General features: G+C 72.2%; 23 protein-coding genes. 12 read left to right on the top strand and 11 right to left on the bottom strand.

From position 1 onward, the window contains the following. Positions 1 to 38: 38 nt before the first annotated feature. Positions 39 to 1,502, bottom strand: coding sequence for a CCA tRNA nucleotidyltransferase (locus ACTMS0_RS04865; protein ID WP_441153841.1), 1,464 nt, complete (start codon positions 1,500 to 1,502; stop codon positions 39 to 41). A 124-nt stretch (positions 1,503 to 1,626) separates the two neighbouring features. Here ACTMS0_RS04865 and murJ point away from each other — a divergent pair, with 124 nt between their 5' ends. The 7 genes from murJ to ACTMS0_RS04830 all read left to right on the top strand — a co-directional run bounded on the left by murJ (position 1,627) and on the right by ACTMS0_RS04830 (position 9,981). Beyond that, positions 1,627 to 3,372, top strand: a complete 1,746-nt coding sequence (murJ, locus tag ACTMS0_RS04860) for a murein biosynthesis integral membrane protein MurJ (RefSeq protein WP_441153840.1) — start codon at positions 1,627 to 1,629, stop codon at positions 3,370 to 3,372. Positions 3,373 to 3,843: 471 nt separating this feature from the next. Then, entirely contained in the window at positions 3,844 to 5,448 is a 1,605-nt protein-coding gene (locus tag ACTMS0_RS04855) for a protein kinase family protein (RefSeq protein WP_441153839.1), read from the top strand. 43 nt (positions 5,449 to 5,491) lie between these two features. Further along, complete coding sequence (gene sigM / locus ACTMS0_RS04850; protein ID WP_441153838.1) at positions 5,492 to 6,250, top strand: RNA polymerase sigma factor SigM; 759 nt, start codon at positions 5,492 to 5,494, stop codon at positions 6,248 to 6,250. Continuing rightward, positions 6,247 to 7,188, top strand: a complete 942-nt coding sequence (locus ACTMS0_RS04845) for a hypothetical protein (protein ID WP_441153837.1) — start codon at positions 6,247 to 6,249, stop codon at positions 7,186 to 7,188. Before sigM ends, ACTMS0_RS04845 begins: the two co-directional genes overlap by 4 nt. A 172-nt stretch (positions 7,189 to 7,360) precedes the next feature. After that, a complete protein-coding gene (trxB, locus tag ACTMS0_RS04840) occupies positions 7,361 to 8,314 on the top strand; it encodes a thioredoxin-disulfide reductase (RefSeq protein WP_441153836.1) in 954 nt (317 codons plus the stop codon). Positions 8,315 to 8,345: 31 nt separating this feature from the next. After that, complete coding sequence (gene trxA / locus ACTMS0_RS04835; protein WP_155329613.1) at positions 8,346 to 8,669, top strand: thioredoxin; 324 nt, start codon at positions 8,346 to 8,348, stop codon at positions 8,667 to 8,669. A 148-nt stretch (positions 8,670 to 8,817) separates the two neighbouring features. Next, positions 8,818 to 9,981 carry an N-acetylmuramoyl-L-alanine amidase gene (locus ACTMS0_RS04830; RefSeq protein ID WP_441153835.1) on the top strand — a complete coding sequence of 388 codons (1,164 nt, stop codon included), beginning with the start codon at positions 8,818 to 8,820 and terminating at the stop codon, positions 9,979 to 9,981. A gap of 80 nt (positions 9,982 to 10,061) precedes the next feature. Here the strand turns inward: ACTMS0_RS04830 and ACTMS0_RS04825 are convergent, their stop codons facing one another. Beyond that, positions 10,062 to 10,727, bottom strand: coding sequence for a GNAT family N-acetyltransferase (locus ACTMS0_RS04825; RefSeq protein WP_441153834.1), 666 nt, complete (start codon positions 10,725 to 10,727; stop codon positions 10,062 to 10,064). Between the two features lie 293 nt (positions 10,728 to 11,020). Between ACTMS0_RS04825 and ACTMS0_RS04820 the strand changes: the two genes are divergently transcribed. Next, the gene (locus tag ACTMS0_RS04820; RefSeq protein ID WP_441153833.1) at positions 11,021 to 12,334 is read left to right on the top strand and encodes a PLP-dependent aminotransferase family protein; all 1,314 of its coding nucleotides are present in this window, start codon (positions 11,021 to 11,023) and stop codon (positions 12,332 to 12,334) included. A 7-nt stretch (positions 12,335 to 12,341) separates the two neighbouring features. Beyond that, a complete protein-coding gene (locus tag ACTMS0_RS04815) occupies positions 12,342 to 13,319 on the top strand; it encodes a D-alanine--D-alanine ligase family protein (RefSeq protein WP_441153832.1) in 978 nt (325 codons plus the stop codon). A 121-nt stretch (positions 13,320 to 13,440) separates the two neighbouring features. On the opposite strand, the gene ACTMS0_RS04810 is transcribed toward ACTMS0_RS04815, so the two are convergent. The 9 genes from ACTMS0_RS04810 to rpmH all read right to left on the bottom strand — a co-directional run bounded on the left by ACTMS0_RS04810 (position 13,441) and on the right by rpmH (position 21,355). After that, a complete protein-coding gene (locus tag ACTMS0_RS04810; RefSeq protein WP_441153831.1) occupies positions 13,441 to 14,496 on the bottom strand; it encodes a hypothetical protein in 1,056 nt (351 codons plus the stop codon). A 499-nt stretch (positions 14,497 to 14,995) separates the two neighbouring features. Then, the gene (locus ACTMS0_RS04805; protein WP_441153830.1) at positions 14,996 to 15,988 is read right to left on the bottom strand and encodes a ParB/RepB/Spo0J family partition protein; all 993 of its coding nucleotides are present in this window, start codon (positions 15,986 to 15,988) and stop codon (positions 14,996 to 14,998) included. A gap of 27 nt (positions 15,989 to 16,015) precedes the next feature. Then, positions 16,016 to 17,338, bottom strand: coding sequence for an AAA family ATPase (locus ACTMS0_RS04800; protein ID WP_441153829.1), 1,323 nt, complete (start codon positions 17,336 to 17,338; stop codon positions 16,016 to 16,018). A 550-nt stretch (positions 17,339 to 17,888) separates the two neighbouring features. After that, positions 17,889 to 18,593 (bottom strand): 16S rRNA (guanine(527)-N(7))-methyltransferase RsmG, encoded by a 705-nt coding sequence (gene rsmG / locus ACTMS0_RS04795; protein ID WP_441154011.1) that lies wholly within the window; start codon positions 18,591 to 18,593, stop codon positions 17,889 to 17,891. A gap of 112 nt (positions 18,594 to 18,705) precedes the next feature. Then, the gene (locus ACTMS0_RS04790) at positions 18,706 to 19,287 is read right to left on the bottom strand and encodes a Jag family protein (RefSeq protein ID WP_441153828.1); all 582 of its coding nucleotides are present in this window, start codon (positions 19,285 to 19,287) and stop codon (positions 18,706 to 18,708) included. A gap of 212 nt (positions 19,288 to 19,499) precedes the next feature. Further along, positions 19,500 to 20,486 carry a membrane protein insertase YidC gene (yidC, locus tag ACTMS0_RS04785; RefSeq protein WP_441153827.1) on the bottom strand — a complete coding sequence of 329 codons (987 nt, stop codon included), beginning with the start codon at positions 20,484 to 20,486 and terminating at the stop codon, positions 19,500 to 19,502. A gap of 3 nt (positions 20,487 to 20,489) precedes the next feature. Next, the gene (gene yidD / locus ACTMS0_RS04780; RefSeq protein WP_441153826.1) at positions 20,490 to 20,777 is read right to left on the bottom strand and encodes a membrane protein insertion efficiency factor YidD; all 288 of its coding nucleotides are present in this window, start codon (positions 20,775 to 20,777) and stop codon (positions 20,490 to 20,492) included. Beyond that, complete coding sequence (gene rnpA / locus ACTMS0_RS04775) at positions 20,774 to 21,181, bottom strand: ribonuclease P protein component (RefSeq protein WP_441153825.1); 408 nt, start codon at positions 21,179 to 21,181, stop codon at positions 20,774 to 20,776. Before rnpA ends, yidD begins: the two co-directional genes overlap by 4 nt. Positions 21,182 to 21,217: 36 nt before the next feature. After that, positions 21,218 to 21,355 (bottom strand): 50S ribosomal protein L34, encoded by a 138-nt coding sequence (gene rpmH, locus ACTMS0_RS04770; RefSeq protein ID WP_441153824.1) that lies wholly within the window; start codon positions 21,353 to 21,355, stop codon positions 21,218 to 21,220. A 683-nt stretch (positions 21,356 to 22,038) separates the two neighbouring features. Here rpmH and dnaA point away from each other — a divergent pair. The 3 genes from dnaA (at position 22,039) to gnd (ending at position 26,630) form a co-directional block, all read left to right on the top strand. Continuing rightward, positions 22,039 to 23,817: a chromosomal replication initiator protein DnaA gene (gene dnaA / locus ACTMS0_RS04765; RefSeq protein ID WP_441153823.1), complete on the top strand. Its 1,779-nt coding sequence runs from the start codon at positions 22,039 to 22,041 to the stop codon at positions 23,815 to 23,817. Positions 23,818 to 24,582: 765 nt separating this feature from the next. After that, positions 24,583 to 25,716 carry a DNA polymerase III subunit beta gene (gene dnaN / locus ACTMS0_RS04760; RefSeq protein ID WP_441153822.1) on the top strand — a complete coding sequence of 378 codons (1,134 nt, stop codon included), beginning with the start codon at positions 24,583 to 24,585 and terminating at the stop codon, positions 25,714 to 25,716. Positions 25,717 to 25,757: 41 nt separating this feature from the next. After that, entirely contained in the window at positions 25,758 to 26,630 is an 873-nt protein-coding gene (gene gnd / locus ACTMS0_RS04755) for a phosphogluconate dehydrogenase (NAD(+)-dependent, decarboxylating) (protein ID WP_441153821.1), read from the top strand. The last annotated feature ends 1 nt before the right edge of the window (position 26,631 follow it).

Here is a 26,631-nt window from a genome sequence, read left to right as displayed (position 1 = left end):
AAGGGGCCGAGGCGAGTCGCCGCACTCAAGAGACCGGCCTACTCGAGAACGCCCTGTTCGCGGGCCCAGCGCAGCAACTCCGCCTCGGCCTCGTCCCGCTCCAGCGGGCCGCGCTCCAGCCGCAGGTCCTTGAGGTGCTTCCAGGCGCGCCCGACGACCGGCCCCGGCGGGACGCCGAGCAGCTCCATGATCGCGTTCCCGTCGAGGTCCGGGCGGACCCGGGCCAGGTCCTCCTCGGCCGCGATCCGGGCGATCCGCTCCTCCAGCGCGTCGTAGTCGGCGGCGAGCTGCGCGGCCTTGCGGCGGTTGCGGGTGGTGCAGTCGGAGCGGGTCAACTTGTGCAGCCGGGGCAGCAGGTCCCCGGCGTCGGCGACGTACCGGCGCACCGCCGAGTCGGTCCACTCGCCCCGCCCGTACCCGTAGAAGCGCAGGTGCAGCGCGACCAGCGCGGTGACCTTGGCGGTCACGTCCTTGGGGTAGCGCAGGGCCTTCATCCGGGCCTTCGTCAGCCGGGCGCCGACGACCTCGTGGTGGTGGAAGCTGACCCGGCCGTCCGGGCCGACCGACTTCGTACCCGGCTTGCCGATGTCGTGCATGAGCGCGGCCATCCGGAGGACGAAGTCGCAGCCGTCGTCCTCGTGCGAGACGGCGTTGCTCACCACGGTCAACGTGTGCTCGTAGACGTCCTTGTGCTGGGCGTGCTCGTCGATCTCCAGCTTGAGCCCGGTCAGCTCGGGCAGGAAGCGCTCGGCCAGGCCGGTGTCCACCAGCAGCCGCAGGCCGGTGACCGGGTCGGCGCCGCAGAGCAGCTTGGTGAACTCGTCCCGGATCCGCTCGGCGGTGATCCGGTCCAGGTCGGCGGCCATCCGGGTCATCGCCGCGCGCACGTCCGGGTGCACCGCGAACCGCAGCTGCGCGGCGAACCGGGCCGCCCGCAGCATCCGCAGCGGGTCGTCGCGGAACGACTCCTCGGGCAACGCGGGGGTACGGATGATCTTCGCGGCGAGATCGTCCAGCCCGCCGTGCGGGTCGGTGAACCGGTGGTCGGGCAGGCTCACCGCCATCGCGTTGACGGTGAAGTCCCGGCGCTTCAGATCCTCGGTGAGGCTGGTGCCGTACTGCACCACCGGGTTGCGGCTGACCTGGTCGTACACCTCCGCCCGGTAGGTCGTGATCTCCAGCAGCAGGCCGTCGCGCTGCACACCGATGGTGCCGAACTCGCGACCGGTCTCCCAGATCGACTCGGCCCAGCCCCGCACGATCCGGAGCGTCTCGTCGGGGAACGCGTCGGTGCAGAAGTCGAGGTCGTTGCCGAGCCGGCCGAGCAGGGCGTCCCGGACCGAACCACCCACCAGGTGCAGCTCGTGACCGGCCTTCGCGAACCGGCGGCCCAGCTCGTCGGCGACCGGGGAGACCCGGAGCAGTTCGGCGACGGCGTTGCGCTGCGCGACAGTGAGCTCGCGGCGGTCGGCGGCGTACGGTGCGGAGGCGGCGTCGGACATGGGATGGCCAGCCTATCGGGCCGGGTCGGCATCCCATCCGCCGGGCGCGGGTAACGACGGGCGGTTGACTAGGGTCTGTGGCGAAGCCTCGGCGCGAGCCGACGTACCCCTGGAGGCGACAACGATGAGCGGCCGGCTCTACCGCAGCGCGAACGCCGCTCAGGGTGGCGGCGGCCGGCCGCCGGGCGACGACGCCACCTTCATCTCCGCCGAGCCGCTGAACCAGCCCGGCGTCGAGGCCGCCGCTCCGCCACAGGAGGTGATCGCGGAGACCAGCGCCGTGGCGAACAGCGCGGTCATGGCCATCGGCAGCCTGGTCAGCCGGGGTACCGGCTTCCTTCGCACCTTGATGATCGGTGCCGCACTCGGCAGCGTGGTGGGCGACATCTACACGACTGCCCAGTTCCTGCCGAACCAGGTCTACGAGTTCCTGCTCGGCGGCGTGCTCACCAGCGTGCTGATCCCGGTGCTGGTGCGGCGGCGCAAGACCGACCACGACCAGGGTGACGCGTACGCGCAGCGGCTGCTCACGTTCGCGGTGCTCGCGCTCGCCGCTGCCGCACTGATTGCGGTGATCACCGCGCCGATACTGACGGCAATCTATGCTAGCGGCAAGGATGACAACTACCGGGGCCTGGTCACCAACCTGTCGTACCTGATGCTGCCGATGCTGTTCTTCACGGGCGTCAGCGCGCTGATCGCCGCCGTGCTGAACACGCGGGGCCACTTCGCGGCGCCGATGTGGGCGCCAATCCTGAACAACCTGGTGGTCATCGGCACATTTGGCCTCTACATCGCCGTCTACGGAGCCAAGCCCCTTCGGCCGGAGGACATGACGCCTGGGCGAATCCTGCTCATCGGCGGGGGCACCCTGCTCGGCGTGGCGGTGCAGGCCGCCGGCCTGCTACCCGCGCTGCGCAAGGTCGGCTTCCGGTGGAAGTTGCGCTTCGACTTCCGTGAGCTGGGGCTGCGCGAGCTGGCCCGGCTCGGCACCTGGATGTTCTGCTACGTCGCGGTCAGCCAGCTCGGCGTGTTCGTGGTGGTCAACCTGCTCACCCGCGCCGCCGGGGAGGACAGGGCCGGCCTTCTCATCTACAACAACGTCTTCCTGCTGCTGATGATGGCGCACGGCATCATCGCGGTCTCGATCATCACCGCGCTGATGCCGCGGATGAGCGCCGCCGCGGCGGACGGCCGGTTCGCCGACCTCACCGCCGACCTGTCCCGGGGCACGCGGATGGTGACCGCCGTGCTCGCCCCGGTCGCCGTCTGCTACGCCGTGCTGGCCGCGCCGATCTCCGTCGTGGTCTTCCGGTACGGCGCGTTCACCGGCAAGAACGCGGTGGCGACCGCCACCGTGCTGCTGGTCGCGGCGGTCGGTCTGGTCCCGTTCGCGATCAGCCAGCTGTTCACCTTCGCCTTCTACGCGCTGCCAGACACGCGCACTCCCGCGCTGGTCAACATCCCGGTGGTGGTGCTGCGGGTGCTGCTCCAGGTGGGCCTCTTCGTCGCCTTCTCGGCCACCTTCGCGGCAGCCGGCATGATGCTCGGCAACGCGATCTCGTACGTGGCGGCGGCGGTCCTGTCGGCGATGCTGCTCCGGCCGCGGGTCGGCCGGATCGGGCTGGGCGGGATCATGCGCACGATGGGCAAGGTCATCCTCGCCGCGCTTGGGTCCGCGCTGGTCGGTCTTCTGGTGGTCAGCCTGCTCCCCGGCGATCCCGAGAACCTCGGCTGGTTCGCGGCGGCCGTCCAGTTGGTGATCGGCGGGGCGGTGATCGGGGGGACTTACCTCGGGCTCGCGATGCTGCTCCGGATCGGCGAGATCACCGAGGTGGTCGGCATGGTCCGTCGGCGGCTCGGTCGCTGAGCGTCTCCGCCCGGCGGTCTCCGCGGGCTTCCGTGCGTCGCGAGCGGATGGACCGCACGCTGAGTGAACGAGGATCACCAGCCTGGGGATGCGGCTGTGGATAACTCTGTGATTCACCGCTCAGTGACCGGATCGGCCTGTGGATAACCAACCGGACGGCTGAGCATGGCCGTGGGTGACGCGGGAACTCCGGCCAGCGTCGGCACGGCCCGCCACTCCAGGTCCGGCCCCTCCGGCGACTACTTGCGGTCAACCTCTAGATTGGTTAGTACATGTGCCAGCAACGTGGCTGACATCGGTCGTAACCGGACGAGTCCCCCGACCACCGGCAGTCTCGATCGGTGCGGCGGGAAGATGACATGTCGGGGAGCGGGCCATCACGGGTAAGGTCGCTCTCGACGGGTACGGCAGGCGACGGCGATCACGCCGACGCCGGTCGACCGGTCCTCAGAAAGCAGAGCGGAAGCCACAATGCCCAGCAGCACGGGTCCATCGATCGACACGATCACCGAGGGAGGACGGGTGACCCAGGTCGGCGAGGGTCAGGAGGCGGACGAGAGCGCTCCGTCGGTCATGACCTTCGGTGCTCCGACGGCCGGTGAGGTCCTCGCCGAGCGGTACGAACTCGTCGAGCACATCAACAACGACAGCGCAGGCCGTCTGGTCTGGCGCGGGGTCGACGTCGTGCTGCGCCGTCCCGTCGCGGTGGTGCTGCGCTACCCGGGCGGCGACTCCGCCACCGAGATGCTCCAGGCCGCCGTCGCGGCCAGCCGGGTGATCCACCCCAACCTCGTCGGCGTCTACGACGCGATCGACGAGAGCGAGCGGGCGTACGTGGTCCGCGAGTGGGTCGACGGACAGTCCCTGCGCGAGCTGGTCGCCGAGGAGCCGCTGGATCCCGCCCGCGCCACCGCCGTCGGCAACGCCGTGGCCAGCGCCCTCGCCGCCGTGCACGCCACCGGGATGGTGCACGGCAACGTCCACCCCGGCACTGTCATGATCAGCGACGACGGCCGGGTGGTCCTCGCCGACGCGCGCACGGACGGGGCCGACAGCCAGGAGATCGACGTCCGCGCGGTCGGCGGTCTCCTCTACTTCGCCCTGACCGGCCACTGGCCGCACACCGAGGTCCCGCTGCGGGGGGCCACCGCCGGCCACGGTCGCGCCGCGATCCCGGATGCCGTCCGCGACGCGGGTGGCGCCATCGCCGCTCCGCGCCAGGTCCGGGCCGGCGTCCCGGCGTACCTGGACGACCTGACGATGGACCTGCTGGACGCCGAGATCGCGCCCCCGCCGTCGGACGTGCTCGCGGCGGAGCTGGCCCGGCTGGACGTCCCGGCCGACGAGCACTTCCTGGACAACACCGGCCCGCTGCGCTTCGCCGCCGAGACCGGGGAGGAGCCGTCCCCGCTGGCCGCGGCGGGCGGGCGCAAGGTCGCCATCGGGATCGCCGGCCTGCTCGCGGTCGCCCTGGTGGGCCTGCTGGTGGGCATCAGCGCGCTTGGCGGTGACGACCGGGACCGGCGACCCGACGCGGCCACCGCCCCGACCGCCAGCGCTCCGGGTGGGGAGGCGACCCCAGCCGCCGTGGCCGCCGGCCCGCTCAAGATCAGCGGCGCGCGGATCATCGACCCGGACAGCCGCGACCGCGCGGAGGTCCGCGACGCCGACAAGGTCTTCGACGGCAAAGAGGAAGAGGGCTGGGAGACCCAGACCTACCGGGGGCACCCCAACTTCGGCAACTTCAAGCGCGGCATGGGCATCTGGCTCGACCTGGGCGAGCCCCGCACCGTGAAGTCGTTGCAGGTCCAGCTCTCGGCGCGGGGCGCGTCCGCCCAACTGTTCGCCGGCAGCAACGACCACCCCTCCTCGAAGACGGGCGACGACGCGCTCTTCAAGGAGTACGCCAAGACCCCGGTCGGCGAGCCGTTGGAGGACGGCGGGACGACCATGACGTTCAACGCCTTCAACGCCGACACGAAGTACCGCTACCTGCTGTTCTGGCTCACCGAGCTGCCGCCGAGCGACGGCGGTTACAAGATCGGTGTCCAGGAGATCACGGTCCAGGGGTCGTGAGCCCGAGGGCGCGCACCGGGCACCGCCTCCGCCGGACGTGGTGATGGAGGCACGCGGGGCGGCCGGACCGCCGGCGGGCGACGGAGGCGCGGCGTCCGCCCCGACACCGTCCGACCTCGACCTGCTGCACGCGCACGTCGCCGGTGACCGGCACGCCTTCGCCGAGCTGTTCCATCGGCACCGGGACCGCCTCTGGGCGGTCGCGCTGCGTACGCTCGGCGACCGCGAGGAGGCGGCCGACGCCCTGCAAGACGCGCTGCTCTCCGCGCACCGCGCCGCCGACCGGTTCCGTGGTGACTCGGCGGTGACCACCTGGCTCCACCGGATCGTCGTCAACGCCTGCCTCGACCGCATCCGGCGCCGGCAGGCGCACCCGACGGTGCCGCTGCCCGACGGTGTCCGCGACACCGAGGGGGCGACCGGAGGCGTCGAGCCGGCCGCCCCCGCACCGGACCACGACACCGCCCTGGTGGTGCGGCAGGCGCTGGCGACGTTGCCGGTCGAGCAGCGCGCCGCGCTGATCCTGGTCGACGTGCAGGGCTACCCGGTCGCCGAGGTCGCCCGCATCCTGGGGGTGGCCGAGGGGACGGTGAAGAGCCGGTGCGCCCGTGGGCGGGCCCGACTGGCGACGGTCCTCGGTCATCTCCGCCCCGCGTCGGCCACCGGTTCCGCCCCGGCCGGCGATCCGGTTCGGTCCGGCGGGAACGTGCCGACCGTCACCCGGGGGAACCCGGAGCCGGCCGGAGGCGTCCGATCGGGGTCGGGGCGGTCCCGGCGCGACACCAACCAGGAGGACTCGTGACGACCGGGGGGTTTCGGGAGGTCGACCACGACCTGCTCGCCGACTACCTCGGCGGGGCGCTGGACGGCACCCCGGACGAGGTGGCCGTGGCGCGGCGGGTCGAGGAGGACCCGGCCTGGGCCGAGGCGTACGCCCGGCTCGCCCCGGCGGTCGCGGAGGTGCGCGCCGACCTGCTGGCCTGGGGCGGTGCGGCCGAGGCGATGCCCGCCGACGTCACCGACCGGATCACCGCGGCGCTGGTCACCGAGGTCGGGCCGTCCGGTGCGGGACACGCCGCTCCGGTCGTGCCGACCCAGCCGCACGGCGGCTCGCGGCGCCCCGGCGGCGTACCCCCGTCGGGGATGCCCGCGACGACCGGGCCGGGCCGGCGGCGCCGGCGCTGGGCACGGATCGGCGCTCCGGTCGCCCTCGCCGCGGTGGCGGTGACCGCCGCCGGGCTGTTCGGCCTCGACCAGCTCGGGAGCCGGAACGGTGACGACAGCGCGGTCACCGGTACGGCCCGCGACGAGGCGGCACCGGCCGCCGCTCAGCCGGTCCGTACGGCCGGCCCGCCCCTGCGCACCGGCGCGGACTACACGCCGGAGGCGCTGGCCGCTCTCACCGCCTCGGTGCGGGCGCAACAGTTCTCCAGCGGGGGCCCGGCTCCGGCGTCGCAGCCCGGAACGCACGCGGAGAGCGACCGGGTGGCCGGGCCGATCGGGCTCGACCGGCTCGAGGACCCCGCGGCGCTCACCGCCTGTCTCACCGAGATCGGCGCCGAGCACGGGAACGGCCCGCTCGTGGTCGACCTGGTCGACTACGCACGCTTCCAGGGCCGGCCGGCGCTGGTCGTCCGGTTCACCGACGCTTCCGGAGCCCGCTGGGCCTGGGTGAGCGGGCCGGAGTGCGGCGTGCCCGGGTCCGCCTCGGACACCCGTTACCGGGCGCGGGTAGGGTGAAACCACGGTCGTAGGGTTTCGCCCGCGACGTGATGTGACCCACCGGATGACCGGCTCGGGAATCCCCGGTTCGTACGATGACGTTCTGCACATCAGCTGCCGGTACTGAGGTCGCCGGCACCGGATCGGCATCGGTGCGCGCCGATGGCGAAGACACAATCGGGAGACGGCAGTGGACGAGGTCCGCAACCTGATCATCATCGGCTCCGGGCCGGCCGGCTACACGGCGGCGGTCTACGCCGCGCGCGCCAATCTCAACCCGCTGGTCATCGAAGGCGTGCAGTCGGGCGGTGCGCTGATGACGACCACCGAGGTGGAGAACTTCCCCGGTTTCGCCGACGGCATCCTCGGCCCCGAGCTGATGGACAACATGCGCAAGCAGGCCGAGCGGTTCGGCGCGGAGTTCCTGACCGACGACGTCACCCGCGTCGAGCTCAAGGACACCGGCGAGATCGGCTCGGACGCGGTCAGCACCGTCTGGGTGGGCGAGACGGCCTACCGGGCCAGGGCCGTCATCCTCGCCACCGGCTCCGCGTGGCGCCCGCTAGGCGTGCCCGGCGAGCAGGAGTATCTCGGCCACGGCGTCTCCTCCTGCGCCACCTGCGACGGCTTCTTCTTCCGCAACCAGCACATCGTCGTCGTGGGCGGCGGTGACTCGGCGATGGAGGAGGCCAGCTTCCTGACCCGGTTCGCCGAGTCGGTGACGATCATCCACCGCCGCGACACGTTCCGCGCCAGCAAGATCATGGCGCAGCGCGCGCTGGGCAACGACAAGATCAAGGTCGAGTGGAACACGGTCGTCGAGGAGATCCTCGGCGCCGACGGCAAGGTCTCCGGCGTCCGTCTCCGCAACGTGCACACCGGTGAGAGCAAGGTGCTCGACGTGACCGGCGTCTTCGTGGCCATCGGCCACGACCCCCGCAGCGAACTCTTCCGCGGCCAGGTGGACCTGGACGGCGAGGGGTACGTGAAGGTCGAGGCGCCCAGCACCCGGACCAGCATCCCGGGCGTGTTCGCCGCCGGTGACCTGGTCGACCACACCTACCGGCAGGCGATCACCGCCGCCGGCACGGGCTGCGCCGCCGCCCTGGACGCCGAGCGCTTCATCGCCACGATCCAGGGCTGAACAACCGAAACAATCCCCGAGGAGGGTCGTAGTGGGAGCAACCAAGTCGGTCACCGACGCCAGTTTCGCCACCGACGTGCTGAAGTCCGACAAGCCGGTTCTGGTCGACTTCTGGGCGGAGTGGTGCGGGCCGTGCCGGAAGGTGTCGCCGCTGCTCGAGGAGATCGCCGGCGAGATGGGTGACCAGGTCACCATCGTCAAGCTCAACATCGACGAGAACCCGGAGACCGCACGCACGTACCGGGTCATGTCGGTGCCGACCCTCACCGTGTTCAAGAACGGCGAGCCGGTGCAGTCCATCGCCGGCGCCAAGCCGAAGGGCGAGCTGGTCAAGCTCATCCAATCGGCGCTCTGACCTGCGCTGACGCCTCCGACCCCGCACCCGGCCGCACGGGTGCGGGGTCGGCGTCTTTTGCCGGCCCGCGCCCCCGGGGCCCGAGGAGCGCATAACCTCAACCCCAGGGCCGCCCGGCCAGCCAGCATCCGTGCAGAGGGGGTCGAGTGTGCGTCCGATCCGACCCGGCGACCGTGGACCAGCGGTCACGGAGATCCGTACCGTGCTTGCCACCCTCGACCTGCTCTCGCCCTCGGCGCCGGACGCCGACGAGTTCGACGCACACACCGAACGGGCCGTACGGGCGTTCCAGCAGTCCCGCGGCCTGAGCGTGGACGGGCGCGTCGGCGCCGAGACGTGGCGGGCCCTGGACGCCGCCCGCTGGCGGCTCGGCGCCCGCACGCTCTACCACGCGGTGCCCGAACCGCTCACCGGCGAGGACGTCCGGTCGCTCCAGGAGCGGCTGCTGGAGATGGGATACGACGTGGGTCGGGCGGACGCCATCTACGGCGTACGGACCTCGCGGGCGGTCGCCCAGTTCCAGCGGGAGGTGGGGCTGACCCCGGACGGCACCTGCGGCCCGCACACGATGAATGCCCTGCGCCGGCTCGGCCGCAAGGTCGTCGGCGGGCGGCCGCAGTGGCTGCGTGAGTCCGACGCCATCCGGCAGTCCGGGCCCGCCCTGGTCGGGCGGACCGTCGTCGTCGACCCCGGCCACGGCGGCACCGACCCCGGTGTGGTGGTGCCCGACGGCGCGCTGCGCTGGACCGAGGCGGACCTGGTCCACGACCTCGCGAGCCGGCTGGAAGGGCGGCTCGCGGCGGCCGGGGTGCGGGTGCAGCTCACCCGCGGGCCGGCGCCGCGGGAGTGCCTGCCCGACGTCGACCGGGCCCACCTGGCCAACTCGCTCGGCGCGGACGTGTTCATCTCGCTGCACCTCGACGGGCACGCCAACCCGGCGGCCGACGGCGTGGCGACGTACCACTACGGCACCGACAACGGGGTGACCTCGGCGACCGGGGAGCGGCTGGCCGGTCTCGTGCAGCGGGAGATCGTCGCGCGGACCGGGCTGCGGGACTGCCGCACCCACGCCAAGGCGTGGGAGCTGCTGCGGCTCACCCGGATGCCGGCCGTCCGCGTCGAGGTGGGCTACCTGACCTCGCCCACCGACCGGGCCCGGTTGGTCGACCCGCGCTTCCGGGACCGGGTGGTGGAGGCGATCGTCGCCGCCGTGCAGCGGATGTACTACCCGGTCGAACGGGACGTCCCGACCGGGTCGATCGACGTGAGCGAGCTACGGGCGGTGGTGGCCGCCGGCACGGTCCTCGACTGACCGGACCCGCGGTGCGCCCGGCCCGCGACCGCTGCTCGCCCGGCCGCGGTGCCCGCGGTGCCGCGGCCCGTCGTGGGCCCTCAGCCGGCGGTGGAGCGGGTGGCCGGGGCGGGGCGGACCGGCCTCAGCAGCGTCTCCGGGCTCATCGAGCCCAGCAGCTTCTCCAGCGCGTACTCGACGTCGGACTTCCAGCTCAGCGCCGTGCGCAGCTCCAGCCGCAGGCGGGGGAAGCGGGGGTGGGGGCGGACCGTCTTGAAGCCCACCGAGAGGAAGAAGTCGGCGGGTGCCACGCACGCGCGCGTCGGATCGTCGGCGTCACCGAACTTCGCGTCGCCGAACGCCTCGATCGCCTTGATGCCGCGCTTCGTGAGGTCCCGGGCGACGCCCTGGACGAGCATCCGGCCGAGCCCGCCACCGGCGAAGGCGGGCACCACGTTCGCCGTCATGAGCAGCGCCGCGTCGGCGGAGACCGGTGAGGTGGGGAAGGCCATCGAGCGCGGCACGTACGCCGGCGGCGCGTACATCACGAAGCCGGCCGGCATGCCGTCGACGTACACCAGCTTGCCGCAGGAGCCCCACTCCAGCAGCGTCTGGGAGACCCACGCCTCCTTCTCCAGGCCCGGGTCGCCGGCGGCGCACGCCCGGTCCGCCGAGACCGGATCGAGCTCCCAGTAGACGCACTGGCGGCACGGGCGGGGCAGGTCCTCCAGGGTGTCGAGGGTCAAGCTGACCAGACGTCGCGACATTGGCGCATCCCCACGTTAGGCTCGGAGGTGAGACCGGCACGGAACGACACCGCCCCTTCCCTGCCCCCCGACGAGCGATCGTACGCCGCCGACGAACGCCACGGGAGGGGACGCGCAAAGGGTCACCGTGGGGAGTGACGGGCCGTCCGGGATGTGGACCTGGCCGTCCGGCCGGCGACGCCGCTGGTGGGCGGCGACTAGGATCGGCATCCGGCGTCCGAGTCGCCATGGTCGCCGGAGTCCCGGGTACGCCGGGGCGGGGGAGGCACCCGAGCACGCATCGAGGTGATGTCATGACCGGCACGACGCTCGACGACTACACCGACCGGTACGCCCGGCGGGTCCGCGGCATGACGGCCTCGGAGATCCGGGCGCTCTTCGCGGTGGCCAGCCGGCCGGAGGTGGTCTCGCTCGCCGGTGGCGCCCCCTACATCGCCGCCCTGCCGCTGGACGCCGTCGGCGAGATGCTCGGCCGGCTCGGCACCGACCACGGCGTCACCACGCTCCAGTACGGCATCGGTCAGGGCACCCCGGAGCTGCGCGAGCGGATCTGCGAGGTGATGGCGCTCTCCGGCATCGACGCGGCCTGCGGCGCCTCCCCGGAGGACGTGGTCGTCACCGTCGGCGGGCAGCAGGCGCTGGACCTGGTCGCGCGTCTCTTCCTCGACCCGGGCGACGTGGTGCTCGCCGAGGGTCCGACGTACGTCGGGGCACTCGGGGTGTTCCAGGCCGCCCAGGCACAGGTCGTGCACGTCGCCATGGACGACGACGGGCTGATCCCGGAGGCGCTGGAGGCGGCCATCGCCGAGCAGACGCGGGCCGGACGCCGGGTGAAGTTCCTCTACACCATCCCCACCTACCAGAACCCGACCGGCGTGACGCTGACCGAGGAGCGGCGCGAGCGGGTGCTCGACATCTGCGAACGCGCCGGCCTGCTGGTCGTGGAGGACGACCCGTACGGCCAGCTCGGCTTCGAGGGTGACGCGCCCGCGCCGCTGCGCGCCCGCCGCCGGGAGGGCGTCTTCTACCTCAGCACGTTCTCCAAGACGTTCGCCCCCGGGCTGCGGGTGGGCTGGATCCTCGCGCCGCACGCGGTCCGCGACAAGCTGGTGATCGCGAGCGAGGCACAGATCCTGTGCCCCAGCGGCTACGCGCAGGCGGCCGTCTCGACGTACCTCGGCACGATGCCGTGGCGCGAGCAGCTCAAGGTCTACCGGGAGGTCTACTTGGAGCGCCGGGACGCGATGCTCGACGCCCTCGCGGACCTGATGCCCGCCGGCACGACGTGGACCCGCCCGGGCGGCGGCCTCTTCGTGTGGGCCACGCTGCCCGACGGGCTCGACTCGAAGGCGATGATGCCGCGGGCCATCGCCGCCCGGGTCGCGTACGTGCCGGGCACCGGCTTCTACGCCGACGGCACCGGCACCGGCCACATGCGGCTCAACTTCTCCTTCCCGCCGCCCGACCGGATCCGCGAGGGCGTCCGGCGGCTGGCCGGCGTGATGGAACAGGACATCGCCATGCGCCGGGTGTTCGGAGCGGTCGGCCGTCCCGGGTCGCGGCGCGGCCAGGCCGGCTCGGACGCCCCGGGACCTGACTTGGCATGATTCCGGCATGCGTACCGCTGCCGACTCCCCCGTCGTGACCGACCTGCGCGTGCTGGTGCTCGCCGGTGGGCTCTCCTACGAGCGGGACGTCTCGCTCCGCTCCGGCCGCCGCGTGCTGGACGCGCTGCGCGCCGTCGGCGTGGACGCCGAACTGCGCGACGCCGACGTCGCCCTGCTGCCGTCCCTCACCGCCGATCCGCCGGACGCGGTGGTGATCGCCCTGCACGGCGCGACGGGCGAGGACGGCTCGCTCCGGGGCGTGCTGGACCTCTGCGACATCCCCTACGTCGGGTGCGACGCGCGTACCGCCCGGCTCGCCTGGGACAAGCCGTCGGCGAAGGCGGTGCTCCGCGAGGCCGGCATCTCCACGCCGGACTGGGTGGCGCTTCCGCACGACCGCTTCTCCGAACTGGGTGCGGTGGCGGTGCTGGACCGCATCGTCGACCGCTTGGGCCTGCCGCTGATGGTGAAGCCCGCCCAGGGCGGTTCGGGTCTGGGCGCCGCCGTGGTCCGGGACGCCGCGGCACTGCCGGCCGCGATGGTGGGTTGTTTCGCGTACGACTCGACCGCGCTGGTGGAGCGCTACGTGCCCGGCACGGACGTTGCCGTCTCCGTGGTCGATCTGGGCGACGGCCCGCAGGCCCTGCCGGCGGTGGAGATCGTGCCCCGCAACGGCGTGTACGACTACGCCGCCCGGTACACCGCCGGCCGCACCACGTGGCACACCCCGGCCCGCCTGGAGCCGGCGGTGGCCGACGCGGTCGCCGAGATGGCCATCGCCGCCCACCGGGCGCTCGGTCTGCGCGATCTCAGCCGGGTCGACCTGATCGTCGACGCGGCCGGCCAGCCCCACGTCCTGGGCGTGAACGTCTCCCCCGGGATGACGGAGACCTCGCTGCTGCCGCTCGCGGTACAGGCGGCCGGCCTCGACTTCGGTCGGGTGCTCGGCGCACTGGTGTCCCGCGCCGCCGCCCGCCGCAACTGACCTCGAGCCGGCCCCGGCTCACTTCGTAGCCGCCACAGATCCTGGCGATCCTCCCGTCCTCGGGAGGGCTGGCTTCCAGGATCTGCGGCGGCTCCGTCAGTTGCGGGGGGTGGTGTGCGTGTTAGCGGTTCCGGCCGTGGTCGTGGTTCCCGCCGTGGCGGTGGTCCCGGCCCTGGGTGCCGGCGGGATCGGCGGCAGCGCCCGCGCCTGCCCGATCGACGGGGCGGCCGCGAAGCTCGTCGTCGGCCTGTTCCTCCACAACGGCGGCAACCGCCTCGTCCGCGCCCCCGCCCGCCCGGTTTCCGCCCAGGCGGCCGTCGGCCACCCTGGCACCGGCTACGGCCGCAGCGGGCTTGTCAGGGCCGTCCGTCGAGGGGCCGCCGGTCGACGGACCGCCGGCGCTGCCGGGCGACGACTCGCCCGAACTCTCGGCCGCCCGACCGTCGGTCGCGGTGGTGGTCGGGGCGTCGGCGCTGCCGGATGACTGGTCGTCCGTCGACGGGATCGGGGTTTCCTCGAGCGAGCCCATCACCGTGGCGCCGCCCTCCTCGGCAGGGGCCGCCGTGGTCGCCAGCGGCGCGCTGAAGCTGGACGGGGTCTGCCACTGGATGCGGGGCGGTTCGGCGAGAGGACGCCCACCGAACTCCGCCAGCCACGCGGCGACCATGGCCAGATTCTCCCGCCACGTCGACTCGGAGATCGGAGGCAGGATCGAGTCCCACAGCGGGAGGAACGTTCCGCGGAGCTGAAGCTGGCCGTACGGGCGGGCGAGAAACCACATGTGCAGGTGCGCAGAGCCGTCGCCCCAGCGGTTGACGTGCACCCGCGCCACGCCGTCCAGCGAGCGAATGGCCCGTTCGAGCCGTACCGTCATCACTCCGAGCTCGGCAGCGAGCAGGTTCGGCAGATCGCCGAGGTCGAGATGCGACCGGGATTCGAGGATCAGCACCATCGGGAGGCCGGTGGGCCGGTCCATGGCCCGCACCCGCCAGCGCTCGCCCACCCAGACGTAGGCCTCGTCGGGCGCGTTGCAGGCGGTGCACTCCCGGTGCCCCTCGCCCCTGCGGGGCGGCTCGACCGGGACCGGATCATCGAGTTGCTTCACGCGGAGGTCGCCCTCGAAGGGGAAGGACGGCCACTGGGCGAAGTCCGGAAGTGAGGGAGGGGTGTCGTGCACGACGCTGACCCTAGCCGGTTCCGCCACCGCTGTCCCTCCCCGTTCCGGAGCCAATCCCGACGGTCATTCAGGGCGACGACCCTGCCAGCAGGTGAGATATCCACAGGCCGGTCAGGTGCCGACCACATGCCGTCATCCACAGGTCAGCACGCGATTTCACGCGCTGTTTCACGTGAAACGAGGGCGGCCTGTGGACAACCGGTGTGGATAACGTTGGGGGCCCTCCACAGCGGCTCGACGCCCCGGTTTCACGTGAAACGACGATCCTCACCGACGCGGCCCTCCCTGATCGACACCGAGCCGCCGGCGACCGGGCCACAGCGCATCTCGCTCTTCGCGCGACACCCTCGATCCCGCCTCAAGCCGCAAGCTCGGCTGACCTACGCCGAGGCGGGTGCGACCCGTGGCGTCGGCGGAGCGCCAGTCGAGAGGCAAGGCAGAAACGACTCGGCCGCGGGGTCCCCGGTGGGACCACGCGGCCGGGTGCGACGTGCCGGAGTCAGGCCTCGGGCTCGTCCTTGTCGACCCCGATGATGCCGACGATCCGCTCCAGGTCGTCGACAGTGGCGAACTCGATCGTGATCTTGCCCTTGCTGCGCCCGATGTCGACCTTCACGCGTGTGTCGAAGCGGTCCGAGAGCCGGTCCGCGAGATCCGACAGCGCGGGGGCCTGCGGCTTCGGGCGGCGCTTGGCCGACTCCTTCCGGCCGGTGCCGTCGCTGAGCGACAGCGCGACGATCTCCTCGGTCGCCCGAACGGACAGGCCCTCGGCGACGATGCGCAGGGCGAGCTGTTCCTGCGCCTCCGCGTCGTCGAGGCTCAGCAGCGCTCGGGCGTGCCCGGCGGAGAGCACCCCGGCGGCGACCCGACGCTGCACCTGAGCCGGGAGGTTCAGCAGCCGGATCGTGTTGGAGATCTGCGGCCGGCTCCGCCCGATCCGCCGGGCCAGCTCCTCGTGGGTGGCCCCGAACTCGTCCAGCAGCTGCTGATAGGCGGCCGCCTCCTCCAGCGGGTTCAGGTTGGCCCGGTGGATGTTCTCCAGGAGTGCGTCCCGGAGCATCGCGTCGTCGCGGGTGTCCCGAACGATCGCGGGAATGTTGTCCCGGCCGACGGCCTGAGCCGCGCGCCAGCGCCGCTCGCCCATGACGAGTTCGAACTTCTCGCCGTCGAGCTGGCGGACGACGATCGGCTGCAGGAAGCCGACCTCCTGGATGGAGACCTTCAGCTCCTCCAGGGCGTCCTCGTCGAAGACCTGCCGTGGCTGCTTCGGGTTCGGCACGATGGCGTCGACCGGGATCTCGGCGAAGCGGGCACCCGGCACCGGGCTCAGTGCCACGTCGTCCTGCCGGATCGCCGGCGGCGGTGCCACGTCGGCCGCAGCCGGGTCGCCGGCGTTCGGATCGAACGCGCCGGGTGCCGCGGTCACCGCCGGTCCGGTGGGGATGAGCGCGCCCAACCCTCGACCCAGACCGCCCCGAGGACGGTTCTTCATGCCACGCCTCCCGGCGACTCGTACCCACTACGCATTGCGGCTCACCGGCGCCGTGACGCCTCGCTCGGCGATCTCCTGGGCGGCCTCGAAGTAACTCGTGGCCCCCCGCGATCCGGGATCGTAGGTCATCACCGACTGGCCGTAGCTGGGTGCCTCCGAGACCCGGACGTTGCGCGGGATGACCGCCTGGAGCACCTTGTCACCGAAATGGTTCCGGACGTCCTGCTCCACCGCGTCCGCCAGCCGGGTACGCCGGTCGTACATGGTGAGGAGGATCGTGGAGACCTCCAGTCGCGGGTTGAGGTGCTGACGGACCAGGTTGATGTTGTTGATGAGCTGGTTCAGCCCCTCCAGCGCGTAGTACTCGCACTGGATGGGGATGAGCACCTCCTGCGCGGCCACGAGGGCGTTGACCGTGAGGAGGCCCAGGGACGGCGGGCAGTCGATGAAGATGTAGTCGAAGTGGCCGGGGTACCCGGCGATGGCCCGCTGCAGCCGGGACTCGCGGGCGACCACGGAGACCAACTCGATCTCGGCGCCGGCGAGGTCGATCGTCGCGGGGACGCACCACAGATTGGGGATACCCTCCACCGCCTGGGCGACGTCCTCCAGCGGCACGCTGTTGATGAGGCAGTCGTAGACGTCCGGCACTCCGGTGTGGTGCGGGACGTTGAGCCCCGTCGAGGCGTTGCCCTGCGGGTCGAGGTCGACCACCAGCACCCGGTTCCCATGCAGGGCGAGTGCCACCGCAAGGTTCACCGTCGTGGTGGTCTTGCCCACGCCGCCCTTCTGGTTCGCGACGCACATCACCCGGGTTCGCTCCGGACGAGGCATCGTCACCTCGCCGCTCGGATTCAGGATCTGCACGGCGCGCATCGCTTCCATCGCCAACGGTGGGTCATCCTCTTCGCGCGTCGGGGTTTCACGTGAAACGTACGTGTCGTCGTCCCCGCCATGCTCGTACGGCACGGCCGGACTCGCCGTCGTGTCGGTCACCCGACCGGCGTCCGCCACCGAACCTGGCGCGGGCTGCTGCGGGACAGCCACCTCGAAGCGCGTCGGTGCGGCTGCGTTGCCCCGGGCTGGCGCCACCCGCTCGGCTGCCGGCGCGTTGCCGGCCCGGGACCCGTCCGGCGCCGACCTGGCGGTCGGCAACTCGGGCGGTACGGGTCGGGCCACGCCGGTCGGCGGCGGATCGTGCTGCACTACCGGCTCGCAGTCCGGCGGCCGGGGGGACGGGCTCGCCGGCTTACCGTGCGCCACCCAGCCCGGGTAGTCGGTTTCACGTGAAACAGGGTCGCCCGCTGACCCGGTCACGCGTGGATCGTCGTACCTGCCGTCGTCATGCACCTGTCATCCCTGCCCGCTTCGGATGGTCGGTCCGCACCCCGTCAACGGGCCGCACCAGCGCTCGCGCTCGGAGCGTGCGACCCGGCGGAAGCGGTCGGGACCCGGTGAACGTCCGTCGCCGCCCGCTCCACATTATCGACGCGCGGCCAGCCTACGGCTCGCGGGCGCAACCGGTCCACGTCGGGTTCGCATCCCGCCCACCCGTACCGGTTCAACGACGCAGACGCCGGACAGGAAAGCGGATCCGCTGATCCAGCACGGAACGGGGAATCCGCACCTAGGGTCTGTGTCGAAGTCCTCGGTCGAGCCGAGGCGGAGTCCAGGCGGCGATCCGGCAAGGCGGAGCTTCGGCCGGATACCGGTGTTGTATCCGGACGAAGCTCCAACGCCGTCGGTCGTCGCCTGGGCCCGCCGCAGGCCGGCCAGGGACTTTGACACAGGCCCTAGCGCGGCGCTGGAGACCGCGCGGGCCGCAAGCCCCAACACGGCCGCGGACCCGGCGGCCCGGAGCCGGCACCGCCCGGCAGACCCGCGCGGTGCGGCGAGAGAGTCAGCGGCGTCGACCGCCGCGTGAGCGCTTCGTGGACTTCGGCCGCGCCGGTCCCACCACCCGCTCGCGCACGATCTCGACCACCGTCGCCGGGGGGTCGATCACACCTTCACCGCAACGGTGGACCTCCGGCGTACCGCCGCCGAGGCGGCTCACGGTCGCCGCGTGCTCGGCGATCTCCTCGGCGGCCGACGCGCCCTTGAGAGCGATCAGCCGGCCGCCCGGCACGGCCAGCGGCAGACACCACGCGGAGAGCCGGTCCAGCGGCGCGACGGCGCGTGCCGTCACCACGTCGCCGGCGAGGGGTTCGGTCCCCGCGGCACCGGCGGCCGCCTCCTCGGCCCGGCCCCGGAACACCCGGACCGTCCGGCCGAGCCCGAGGTGCTCCACCGCCTCGACGAGGAAGGTGGTACGGCGGGCGAGCGGCTCGATCAGGGTCACGGCCAGATCCGGCCGCGCGACGGCCAGCACCAGGCCGGGGAGCCCGGCGCCGGAGCCGACGTCGAGCACGGTCGCCCCCGGCGGGATGCGCTCCGCCACCGCCGCGCAGTTGAGTAGATGCCGGTCCCAGATCCGCGGCGCCTCGCGGGGGCCGATCAGGCCCCGGACCACCCCGTCGGTCACGAGCAGTTCGGCGTACGCGGCGGCCAGGTCGAGCCGGTCGCCGAAGAGGGTACGCGCGGCACCGGCCAACTCCGGCGGCAACGTGGCGTCGGCCGGGTCGGGCGCCGGGCGGGGGCCGACAGGGGACGGCCCGGGTGGCGTACCACCCGGGCCGGACGCGGCACCCGCCGCGGTGTCGTCGTGGGTCACCCGGTCAGTCCGCCGGCCGGACGATGATGCGCCGGTTCGGCTCGACGCCCTCCGACTCGCTCTCCACGCCGCTCATGGCGTTCACCACGTCGTGGACGCACTTGCGCTCGAACGCGGACATCGGCTCCAGGCGCACGGGCTCGCCGTGCTCCTTGACCTTCTCCACCGCGTTCTTCGCCACCGCGGCGAGTTCCTTGCGGCGGCTGGCGCGGTAGCCGCCGACGTCGAGCAGCAGCCGGCTGGGGGTGCCGGTCTGCCGGAAGACGGCGAGCCGCGCCAGTTCCTGGAGTGCCTCCAGGGTGGCGCCGCGCTGGCCGACCAGGTTCTGCAGACGGGCGCCGACCACCTCGACCACCGGACGACCGCCGGAGACGAGCTCGTCGATGTCCCCGTCGTAGTCGAGGATGTCGAGCAGGCCCTCGACGTAGTCCGCAGCGATCTCGCTCTGGCGGAACAGGTCGCTCTCGGCGGCGGTCTTCTTCTCGTTGCCCTCGGCGGCGGTCTCGTCGGGGTCCGGCGCCGTGGTGGGCTCGGTTTCCTCCGCGTCCAGGGACTCCTCGGCGCGGGGGGTGCTGGTGTCGGTCACGGTGTCATCTCCGTACTCGCTCGGCCGGACCGTCGGGTCCGCTGGTCTCCCGGGGCCGGCGGGAGGTCGCCGGTGCCCGCGGGCACGTCTGTACGGGCAGTCTCGCCCGTCGCCGCGTCGCGCGCGGCCCTTTGCGCACCGGCGCCGGCCGTACGGCGGCGGCACGGTGCGGAACGGGCCGCCGCCGGTGTCCCGACGGCGGCCCGGGCGGCTCAGCCCTGCCGCTTGGCGGGGCGTCCCTTCTTCGGGTTGACCGGCTTGGCGCCCGGCTTCGGGCCGGCCACCTTGGGCGCGGCCGGCTTGGTCGGCGCCGGCGGGGCGGCCTTGCGGCCGAACAGCCCGCCGGTCTTCGCCGGCTGCACCGGGTTACGCGCACCCGAGGTGCCCGACTTCGCGGCGGTGACGTTCGGCGGCGGCGGGAACTTGCGCAGCACCCACTGCTGCTGGCCGAGGGTGAAGAGGTTGTTGGTGACCCAGTAGATGATCACACCGATCGGGAAGATCGCGCCGGAGATGAGCAGCGACAGCGGGATGCCGTACAGCATCAGCCTCTGGATCATCTTCTGCTGCGGGTCCTCCGCCCAGCCGGTCTTCAGGATCATCTGCTTGCTGGTCAGGTAGGTGGTGCCCATCATGACCAGCACCAGGATGCCGGCCATGACCTTGACCGTCGTGCCGTTGGCGCCGAGCCGGGCCAGCTCCTCGGCCGTCGACCCGAACTTGCCGGCGATGGGCGCGGTGAACAGCTTCGCGGCGGAGGCGCTCTCGAACTGGCCGACCGTCCAGCCGTACAGGGTCTTGCCCCCGTTGGCCGGGTCGAGCCGGCGGAGCACGTGGAAGAGGCCGAGGAAGACCGGGATCTGGAGGAACATCGGAAGGCAGCCCATCAGCGGGTTGGCCTTTTCCTTCCGGTAGAGCTCCATCATCTCCTTCTGGAGCGTCTCCCGGTCACCCTTGTGCTTGTCCTGCAGCGCCTTGACCTGCGGCTGGAGCGCCTGCATCGCCCGCTGGGACTTGATCTGCTTGACGAAGACCGGGAAGAGGATCACCCGGACGGTGACCACCAGGAAGATGATGGCGAGGATCCAGGCCCAGTTGGTGCCGAGCACCGCGCTGTCCGGTACCCCGATGGCGTCCCAGGCCCGGTGCCAGACCAGCAGGATCCACGAGATCGCGTAGTAGATCCAGTCGAGACTCAATTCTCAGGCTCCAGTCACATCGGCACGGCGGCGACCGCCCGGCTCCGGCACCGGGTCGAATCCACCTGGGTGGAAGGGGTGGCAGCGCAACAACCGCCGGACCGTCAGGCCGGCTCCCCGGAAGGCGCCGTGGCGGCTGACCGCCTCGAGGGCGTATGCGCTGCACGACGGGTAGAACCGACAGCGGGCCGGCAGCGCCGGACTTATCCACCGACGGTACGCGATGATGGGCCCGGCCAGCACCCGGGCACCCGGTGTGGTCGGCCGTGGCGCCTCCTGCCCCGGACTCACCGGGACCGCCGCCCGCGCGGGGCGCGCGCGGCCGCGATCGCCGCGTCGAGGTCGGCGCCGAGCCGCTGGTACGACGTCTCGGCCGCGGCCGGCAGTGCGCGTACCACGAGGGTGCTGCCGGCCGGCAGCTCGGCGAGCCGCTCCCGGACCAGGTGCCGCAGCCGGCGGCGGACCCGGTTGCGGACGACGGCGTTCCCGACCGCCTTGGACACGACGAAGCCGGCGCGGGCGGGTACGGGAGTTTCCTCCGCACCGGCCCGCGCCGGCTCCGGCGAGGGTGCGGTCGTGGGGGTGGCCGGCAGGCTCAGGTGGACGACGACGGCGCCGCGTCCGGCGCGCCGGCCACCGCGGACCGCTGCGGCGAAGTCAGTGCTGCGCCGCAGTCGCTGCGCGGCGGCCAGCACGACTGCCCACGTCCTGCGGATCGGACCTGGTCGGCGTCAGGCCGCCAGGCGGGCGCGCCCCTTGGCGCGACGGGTCGAGAGGATGGCACGGCCGGCGCGGGTGCGCATGCGCAGCCGGAAGCCGTGGGTCTTGGCGCGCCGGCGGTTGTTCGGCTGGAAGGTGCGCTTGCTCACGTCAGGCTCTCCGTCGTCGTGCCCCCGGGCGAGGGGATCGCCGGGGGTCGTGTCATGGTCCGGGTCACCTCGACGGTGACCTCCGATCGGTGCTGCCCGGCGATGCGGGACCTCGGCGATGCGGGGAAGCGACCGCGGGCAGCAAGCACCCATCACCCTAGCAGAGGGCGAGAGAGCAGCCGCTCCAGCCTACGCAGGGGTGCAACGACCGTCAAACACTCCCACCAGCGCCGACACCCGCGGCCCCGGGCGACCGAAGCGGTGCTTTTCACGAATGCCGCCAACGGGCGCCGCGCGTCGGCGGTTGATGGCGCACGGACATCGCTGTTACCGTGCCCGATTGCGGTAAGAGGCTGTCGGGAAACCCCGGGGCGAGCGAGGCGAAGTCCAGTTCCAGGCGTCGACGGGTGCGGTCGCCGCCGGCAGGCAAGACCGGACAGGGCGGTGAATCGTTCGGCACGGTGTACCCGCTTCAGCGCCCGTTCAGGCAGGGGGGCAGGTCCGACCCGCGTCCGGCGGGCGGCCACAATCGGCACGTACACAGGCTGTGGATAACTTGTGGACAAGGACCGGTCGGCCGTCCGGGTGAGGGTGTTCCACCCGCTCGAACGCGGCGGGCCCGGGACGGCCGACGGGGAGGACGGCGGCGTCCGGGGAGCAGAGGCGAGGGGGGTGGCACGACGGTGGCCGGTACGACCGACCTTGCCGCGGTGTGGACGGCGACCACGGACGAGCTCGCCGACGAGATCATCTCCGCGCAGCAGCGGGCGTACCTGCGGCTGACCCGGCTCCGGGCGATCGTCGAGGACACCGCGCTCCTCTCCGTTCCGGACGCCTTCACCCGCGACGTGATCGAGTCCCGGCTGCGCCCGGCGATCACCGAGGCGCTCACCCGCCGGCTGGGCCGGCCGATCCAGGTCGCGGTCACCGTACGGGTGCCGGAGGACGGCTCCGGTCGCCCCGCGGGCACCGTCTACCGCAGCGCCCCCGAGCCGGGCGAGGCGTACGGCAGCGGGCCGGACGGCCTGGTCCCGGAGGACGACGCCGGCCGGCAGCTCCCGTTGATCCCCGAGCAGGCGCAACCCGAACGGCGGATCGAGGAGCCGGCCGGACCGCCGCCCCCCGTCGCCGAGCGGGTCCCCCCGGTGGGCCGGGACGCCCAGGAGCCGTTGTTCAGCACCGCCTTCGCCGAGCCGCCCCGGCACGACCCCCCGGTCCGGCGCGGCTTCGACGAGCAGGCGGCCCGGCTCGACCCGACGGTGGACGGCCGCGCCTACGACGCGCGGTACCGCGAGGACGGGGCGTCGCCGCGGGACCAGCACGTGATCCGCTCCCTGTCGCGGGACCTCGGCACCGACAGCGGCCCGGGGCGGGTGGACCACCGGTCGGGCGGCCGGGAGGACCGGCGGCTGCCGGGACCCGCCGACAGCGGCGGCAACCGGCTCAACCCGAAGTACATGTTCGAGACGTTCGTCATCGGCTCGTCGAACCGGTTCGCGCACGCGGCCTCCGTGGCGGTGGCCGAGTCACCGGCGAAGGCGTACAACCCGCTGTTCATCTACGGCAGCTCGGGGCTGGGCAAGACCCACCTGCTGCACGCCATCGGGCACTACGCCACGACGCTGGGCAACGCCCGCTCGGTCCGGTACGTCTCGACCGAGGAGTTCACCAACGACTTCATCAACTCGCTGCGGGACGACAAGACCAGCGCGTTCCAGCGCCGCTACCGGGACGTGGACATCCTCCTGATCGACGACATCCAGTTCCTGGAGAACCGGGAGCGGACGCAGGAGGAGTTCTTCCACACCTTCAACACGCTGCACAACGCCAACAAGCAGATCGTGATCACCTCCGACCGGTCGCCCAAGCAGCTGGCGACCCTGGAGGACCGGCTGCGGACCCGGTTCGAGTGGGGCCTGCTCGCCGACATCCAGCCGCCGGACCTGGAGACCCGGATCGCGATCCTGCAGAAGAAGGCGGCCCAGGAGCGGCTCTTCGCGCCGCCGGACGTGCTGGAGTTCATCGCCTCCCGGGTGTCGAACTCGATCCGGGAACTGGAGGGCGCCCTGATCCGGGTGACCGCGTTCGCCAGCCTCACCCGCTCGTCGGTGGAGCTGTCGCTGGCCGAGGAGGTGCTGCGGGACTTCATCCCGGACGGCGCCGGCCCGGAGATCACCGCCGACCAGATCATGGTCTCCACCGCCGACTACTTCGGGGTGAGCCTGGAGGACCTGCGTGGGCACTCCCGCTCGCGGGTCCTCGTCAACGCCCGCCAGGTGGCCATGTACCTGTGCCGGGAGCTGACCGACCTGTCGCTGCCCCGGATCGGGCAGGCCTTCGGCGGCCGGGACCACACCACGGTCATGCACGCCGACCGGAAGATCCGGCAGCAGATGGCCGAGCGCCGCTCGCTCTACAACCAGATCGCCGAGCTGACCAACCGGATCAAGCAGACCACCTGACGTCTGCCCGCCCCGTACCGACGACGCCCGGCCGGACCACCGGCCGGGCGTTTCCGTTTCTCCACAGCCCGCGGCTTGACCCTCGACATGGTGGAGACCACAGCATCGAGGCCGTGACCGTCCACACCCCGGCTCGTTGTCCACAACTCGTTGTCCACCGACGGTGGAAAACTACCGTCCGTCCGCCACCCGGTTACCCACAGGTTGTGGAGAAACCCTGGGGACGACGTTGTGGACGCCTGGGGACAACGTCGTCGTTGTCCACCGCGGACCGTGCCCCTGTGGGGAAGCTGTTGAAGGTTCTGGGGATAGCGTCGATCGAGACGCGTCCGGTGATCCACAGGGCTGGGGAGAAAGTCGGTGGATTACCGGTGGACAACCGGTGGACAACCGTGGACAAGCTGGGGGCGGACGACGTCTGTGGATCGCGACACGGGTTGTACCCCTGGTTCTCCACAGCAAACCCACCGGTGGATAACCTGTCTGACCTGCGCGGACGACGGTTCTCCACAGTTTGCACAGGTGCGATGAAGACGATGAGTTAGATCTTCTAAGACAACAAAAACCAATCATCACCGTTGGACTTTCTGTGGATCGGGCCGGACGCCGCCGTCGGCGGCTCGCCGGCACCTGGAAGGCACGGGGTCGGGCGCACAGCCGATGCCCATGCGCCCTAAGGTGCGATGGGTACCCGCACGCTCAGGCGGGTCGGTAGGCAGCGGTCGGCATGAGAGAGTTGTCGCTGACGTCGACGCGGAGGCATTGATGAAGTTCCGAGTGGAGCGCGACGCGCTCGCCGAGGCCGTGGCCTGGACCGCGAAGAGCCTGCCCAACCGGCCGTCCGTGCCGGTGCTCGCCGGCGTGATGCTGCGCGTCACCGACGGCAACCTGCAGGTGTCGGGTTTCGACTACGAGGTCTCCAGTCAGGTGACCGTCGAGGTGCAGGGGGACGCCGACGGCGCCGCCCTGGTCTCCGGCCGGCTCCTCGCCGAGATCACCAAGGCGCTGCCGGCCAAGCCGGTCGACATCGCCGCCGTGGGTGCCCACCTCGAGCTCGTCTGCGGCAGCGCCCGGTTCACCCTGCCCACCATGCCGGTGGAGGACTACCCGGCCCTGCCGGAGATGCCGGAGAGCGCGGGCACGGTCGACGCGGCCGCGTTCGCCGCCGCCGTCGCCCAGGTGGCCATCGCCGCCGGCCGGGACGAGACGCTGCCGATGATGACCGGCGTGCGCATCGAGCTGTCCGGCCGCACCCTGTCGATGCTCGCCACCGACCGCTACCGGCTCGCCCTGCGCGAGATGGAGTGGAACCCGGACGACCCCGAGATCAGCCTCAACGCGCTCGTGCCGGCCCGGACCCTGCACGACACCGCGAAGGCACTCGGCCCGCTCGGCGGCCAGGTGACCATGGCGCTGTCCCAGGGCGCCGCCGGCGAGGGCATGATCGGCTTCGTGGGTGGCACCCGCCGCACCACCAGCCGCCTGCTCGACGGCGCCAACTACCCGCCGGTGCGCTCGCTCTTCCCCGCCAGCCACAACGCGCAGGCGCAGGTGCCGGTCAGCACGCTCATCGAGGTGGTCAAGCGCGTCGCGCTGGTCGCCGAGCGCACCACGCCGGTGCTGCTGAGCTTCAGCGCCGACGGGCTGGTCGTCGAGGCCGGCGGCACCGAGGAGGCGCGCGCCAGCGAGGCCATGGAGGCCACCTTCACCGGCGACCCGCTGACCATAGGCTTCAACCCGCAGTACCTGATCGACGGCCTCGCGAACATGGGGGCCCAGTTCGCCGTGCTCTCGTTCGTCGACGCCTTCAAGCCGGCGGTGATTTCGCCCGCCGGAGAGGATGGCGAGGTTCTCCCCGGGTACCGGTACCTCATCATGCCGATCCGCGTCTCCCGCTGATCGCACCCGAGTAGAACCACGACGCACGGAGGTACGGACAGATGCAGCTCGGCCTGGTAGGGCTCGGCCGGATGGGCGGCAACATGCGCGAGCGGTTGCGCGCGGCCGGGCACGAGGTGGTCGGCTTCGACCACAACGCGCAGCTGAGCGACGTCGCGAGCCTGGCGGAGCTGGCGGAGAAGCTGGAAGCCCCCCGCGCCGTCTGGGTCATGGTCCCCGCCGGCGTCACCGACGCCACCATCGACGAGCTGGCCGACGTCCTCGCCTCGGGCGACATCATCATCGACGGCGGTAACTCGCGGTTCAGCGACGACGCCCCCCGCGGCGAGCGCCTCAACGAGCGCGGCATCGGGTACATCGACGTCGGCGTCTCCGGCGGCGTGTGGGGCCGGCAGAACGGGTACGCCCTCATGGTCGGCGGCGCCCAGGAGCACGTCGAGCGGCTCATGCCGATCTTCGAGGCCCTCAAGCCGGCCGGCGAGTTCGGCTTCGTGCACGCCGGGCCGGTCGGTGCCGGGCACTACGCCAAGATGGTGCACAACGGCATCGAGTACGGGCTCATGCACGCCTACGCCGAGGGCTACGAGCTGCTGGCCGCCTCCGAGCTGGTGACCAACGTCCCCGGTGTGTTCAAGTCGTGGCGCGAGGGCACCGTCGTCCGATCCTGGCTGCTCGACCTGCTCGACCGCGCCCTCGACGAGGACCCGGAGCTCGCCGAGCTGAGCGGTTACACGGAGGACACCGGCGAGGGCCGGTGGACCGTGGACGAGGCGGTCCGGCTCGCCGTCCCGCTGAACGTCATCACCGCCTCGCTCTTCGCCCGGTTCGCGTCCCGCCAGGACGACTCGCCCGCCATGAAGGCCGTCGCCGCGCTGCGTCAGCAGTTCGGCGGACACGCCGTCCACAAGCGCTGAC

It is taken from the genome of Micromonospora sp. H33 (assembly GCF_052068455.1).
Lineage (GTDB): Bacteria > Actinomycetota > Actinomycetes > Mycobacteriales > Micromonosporaceae > Micromonospora.
Note: the sequence above shows the minus strand (reverse complement) of the source record. Positions and strands in the feature narration are given on the sequence as shown.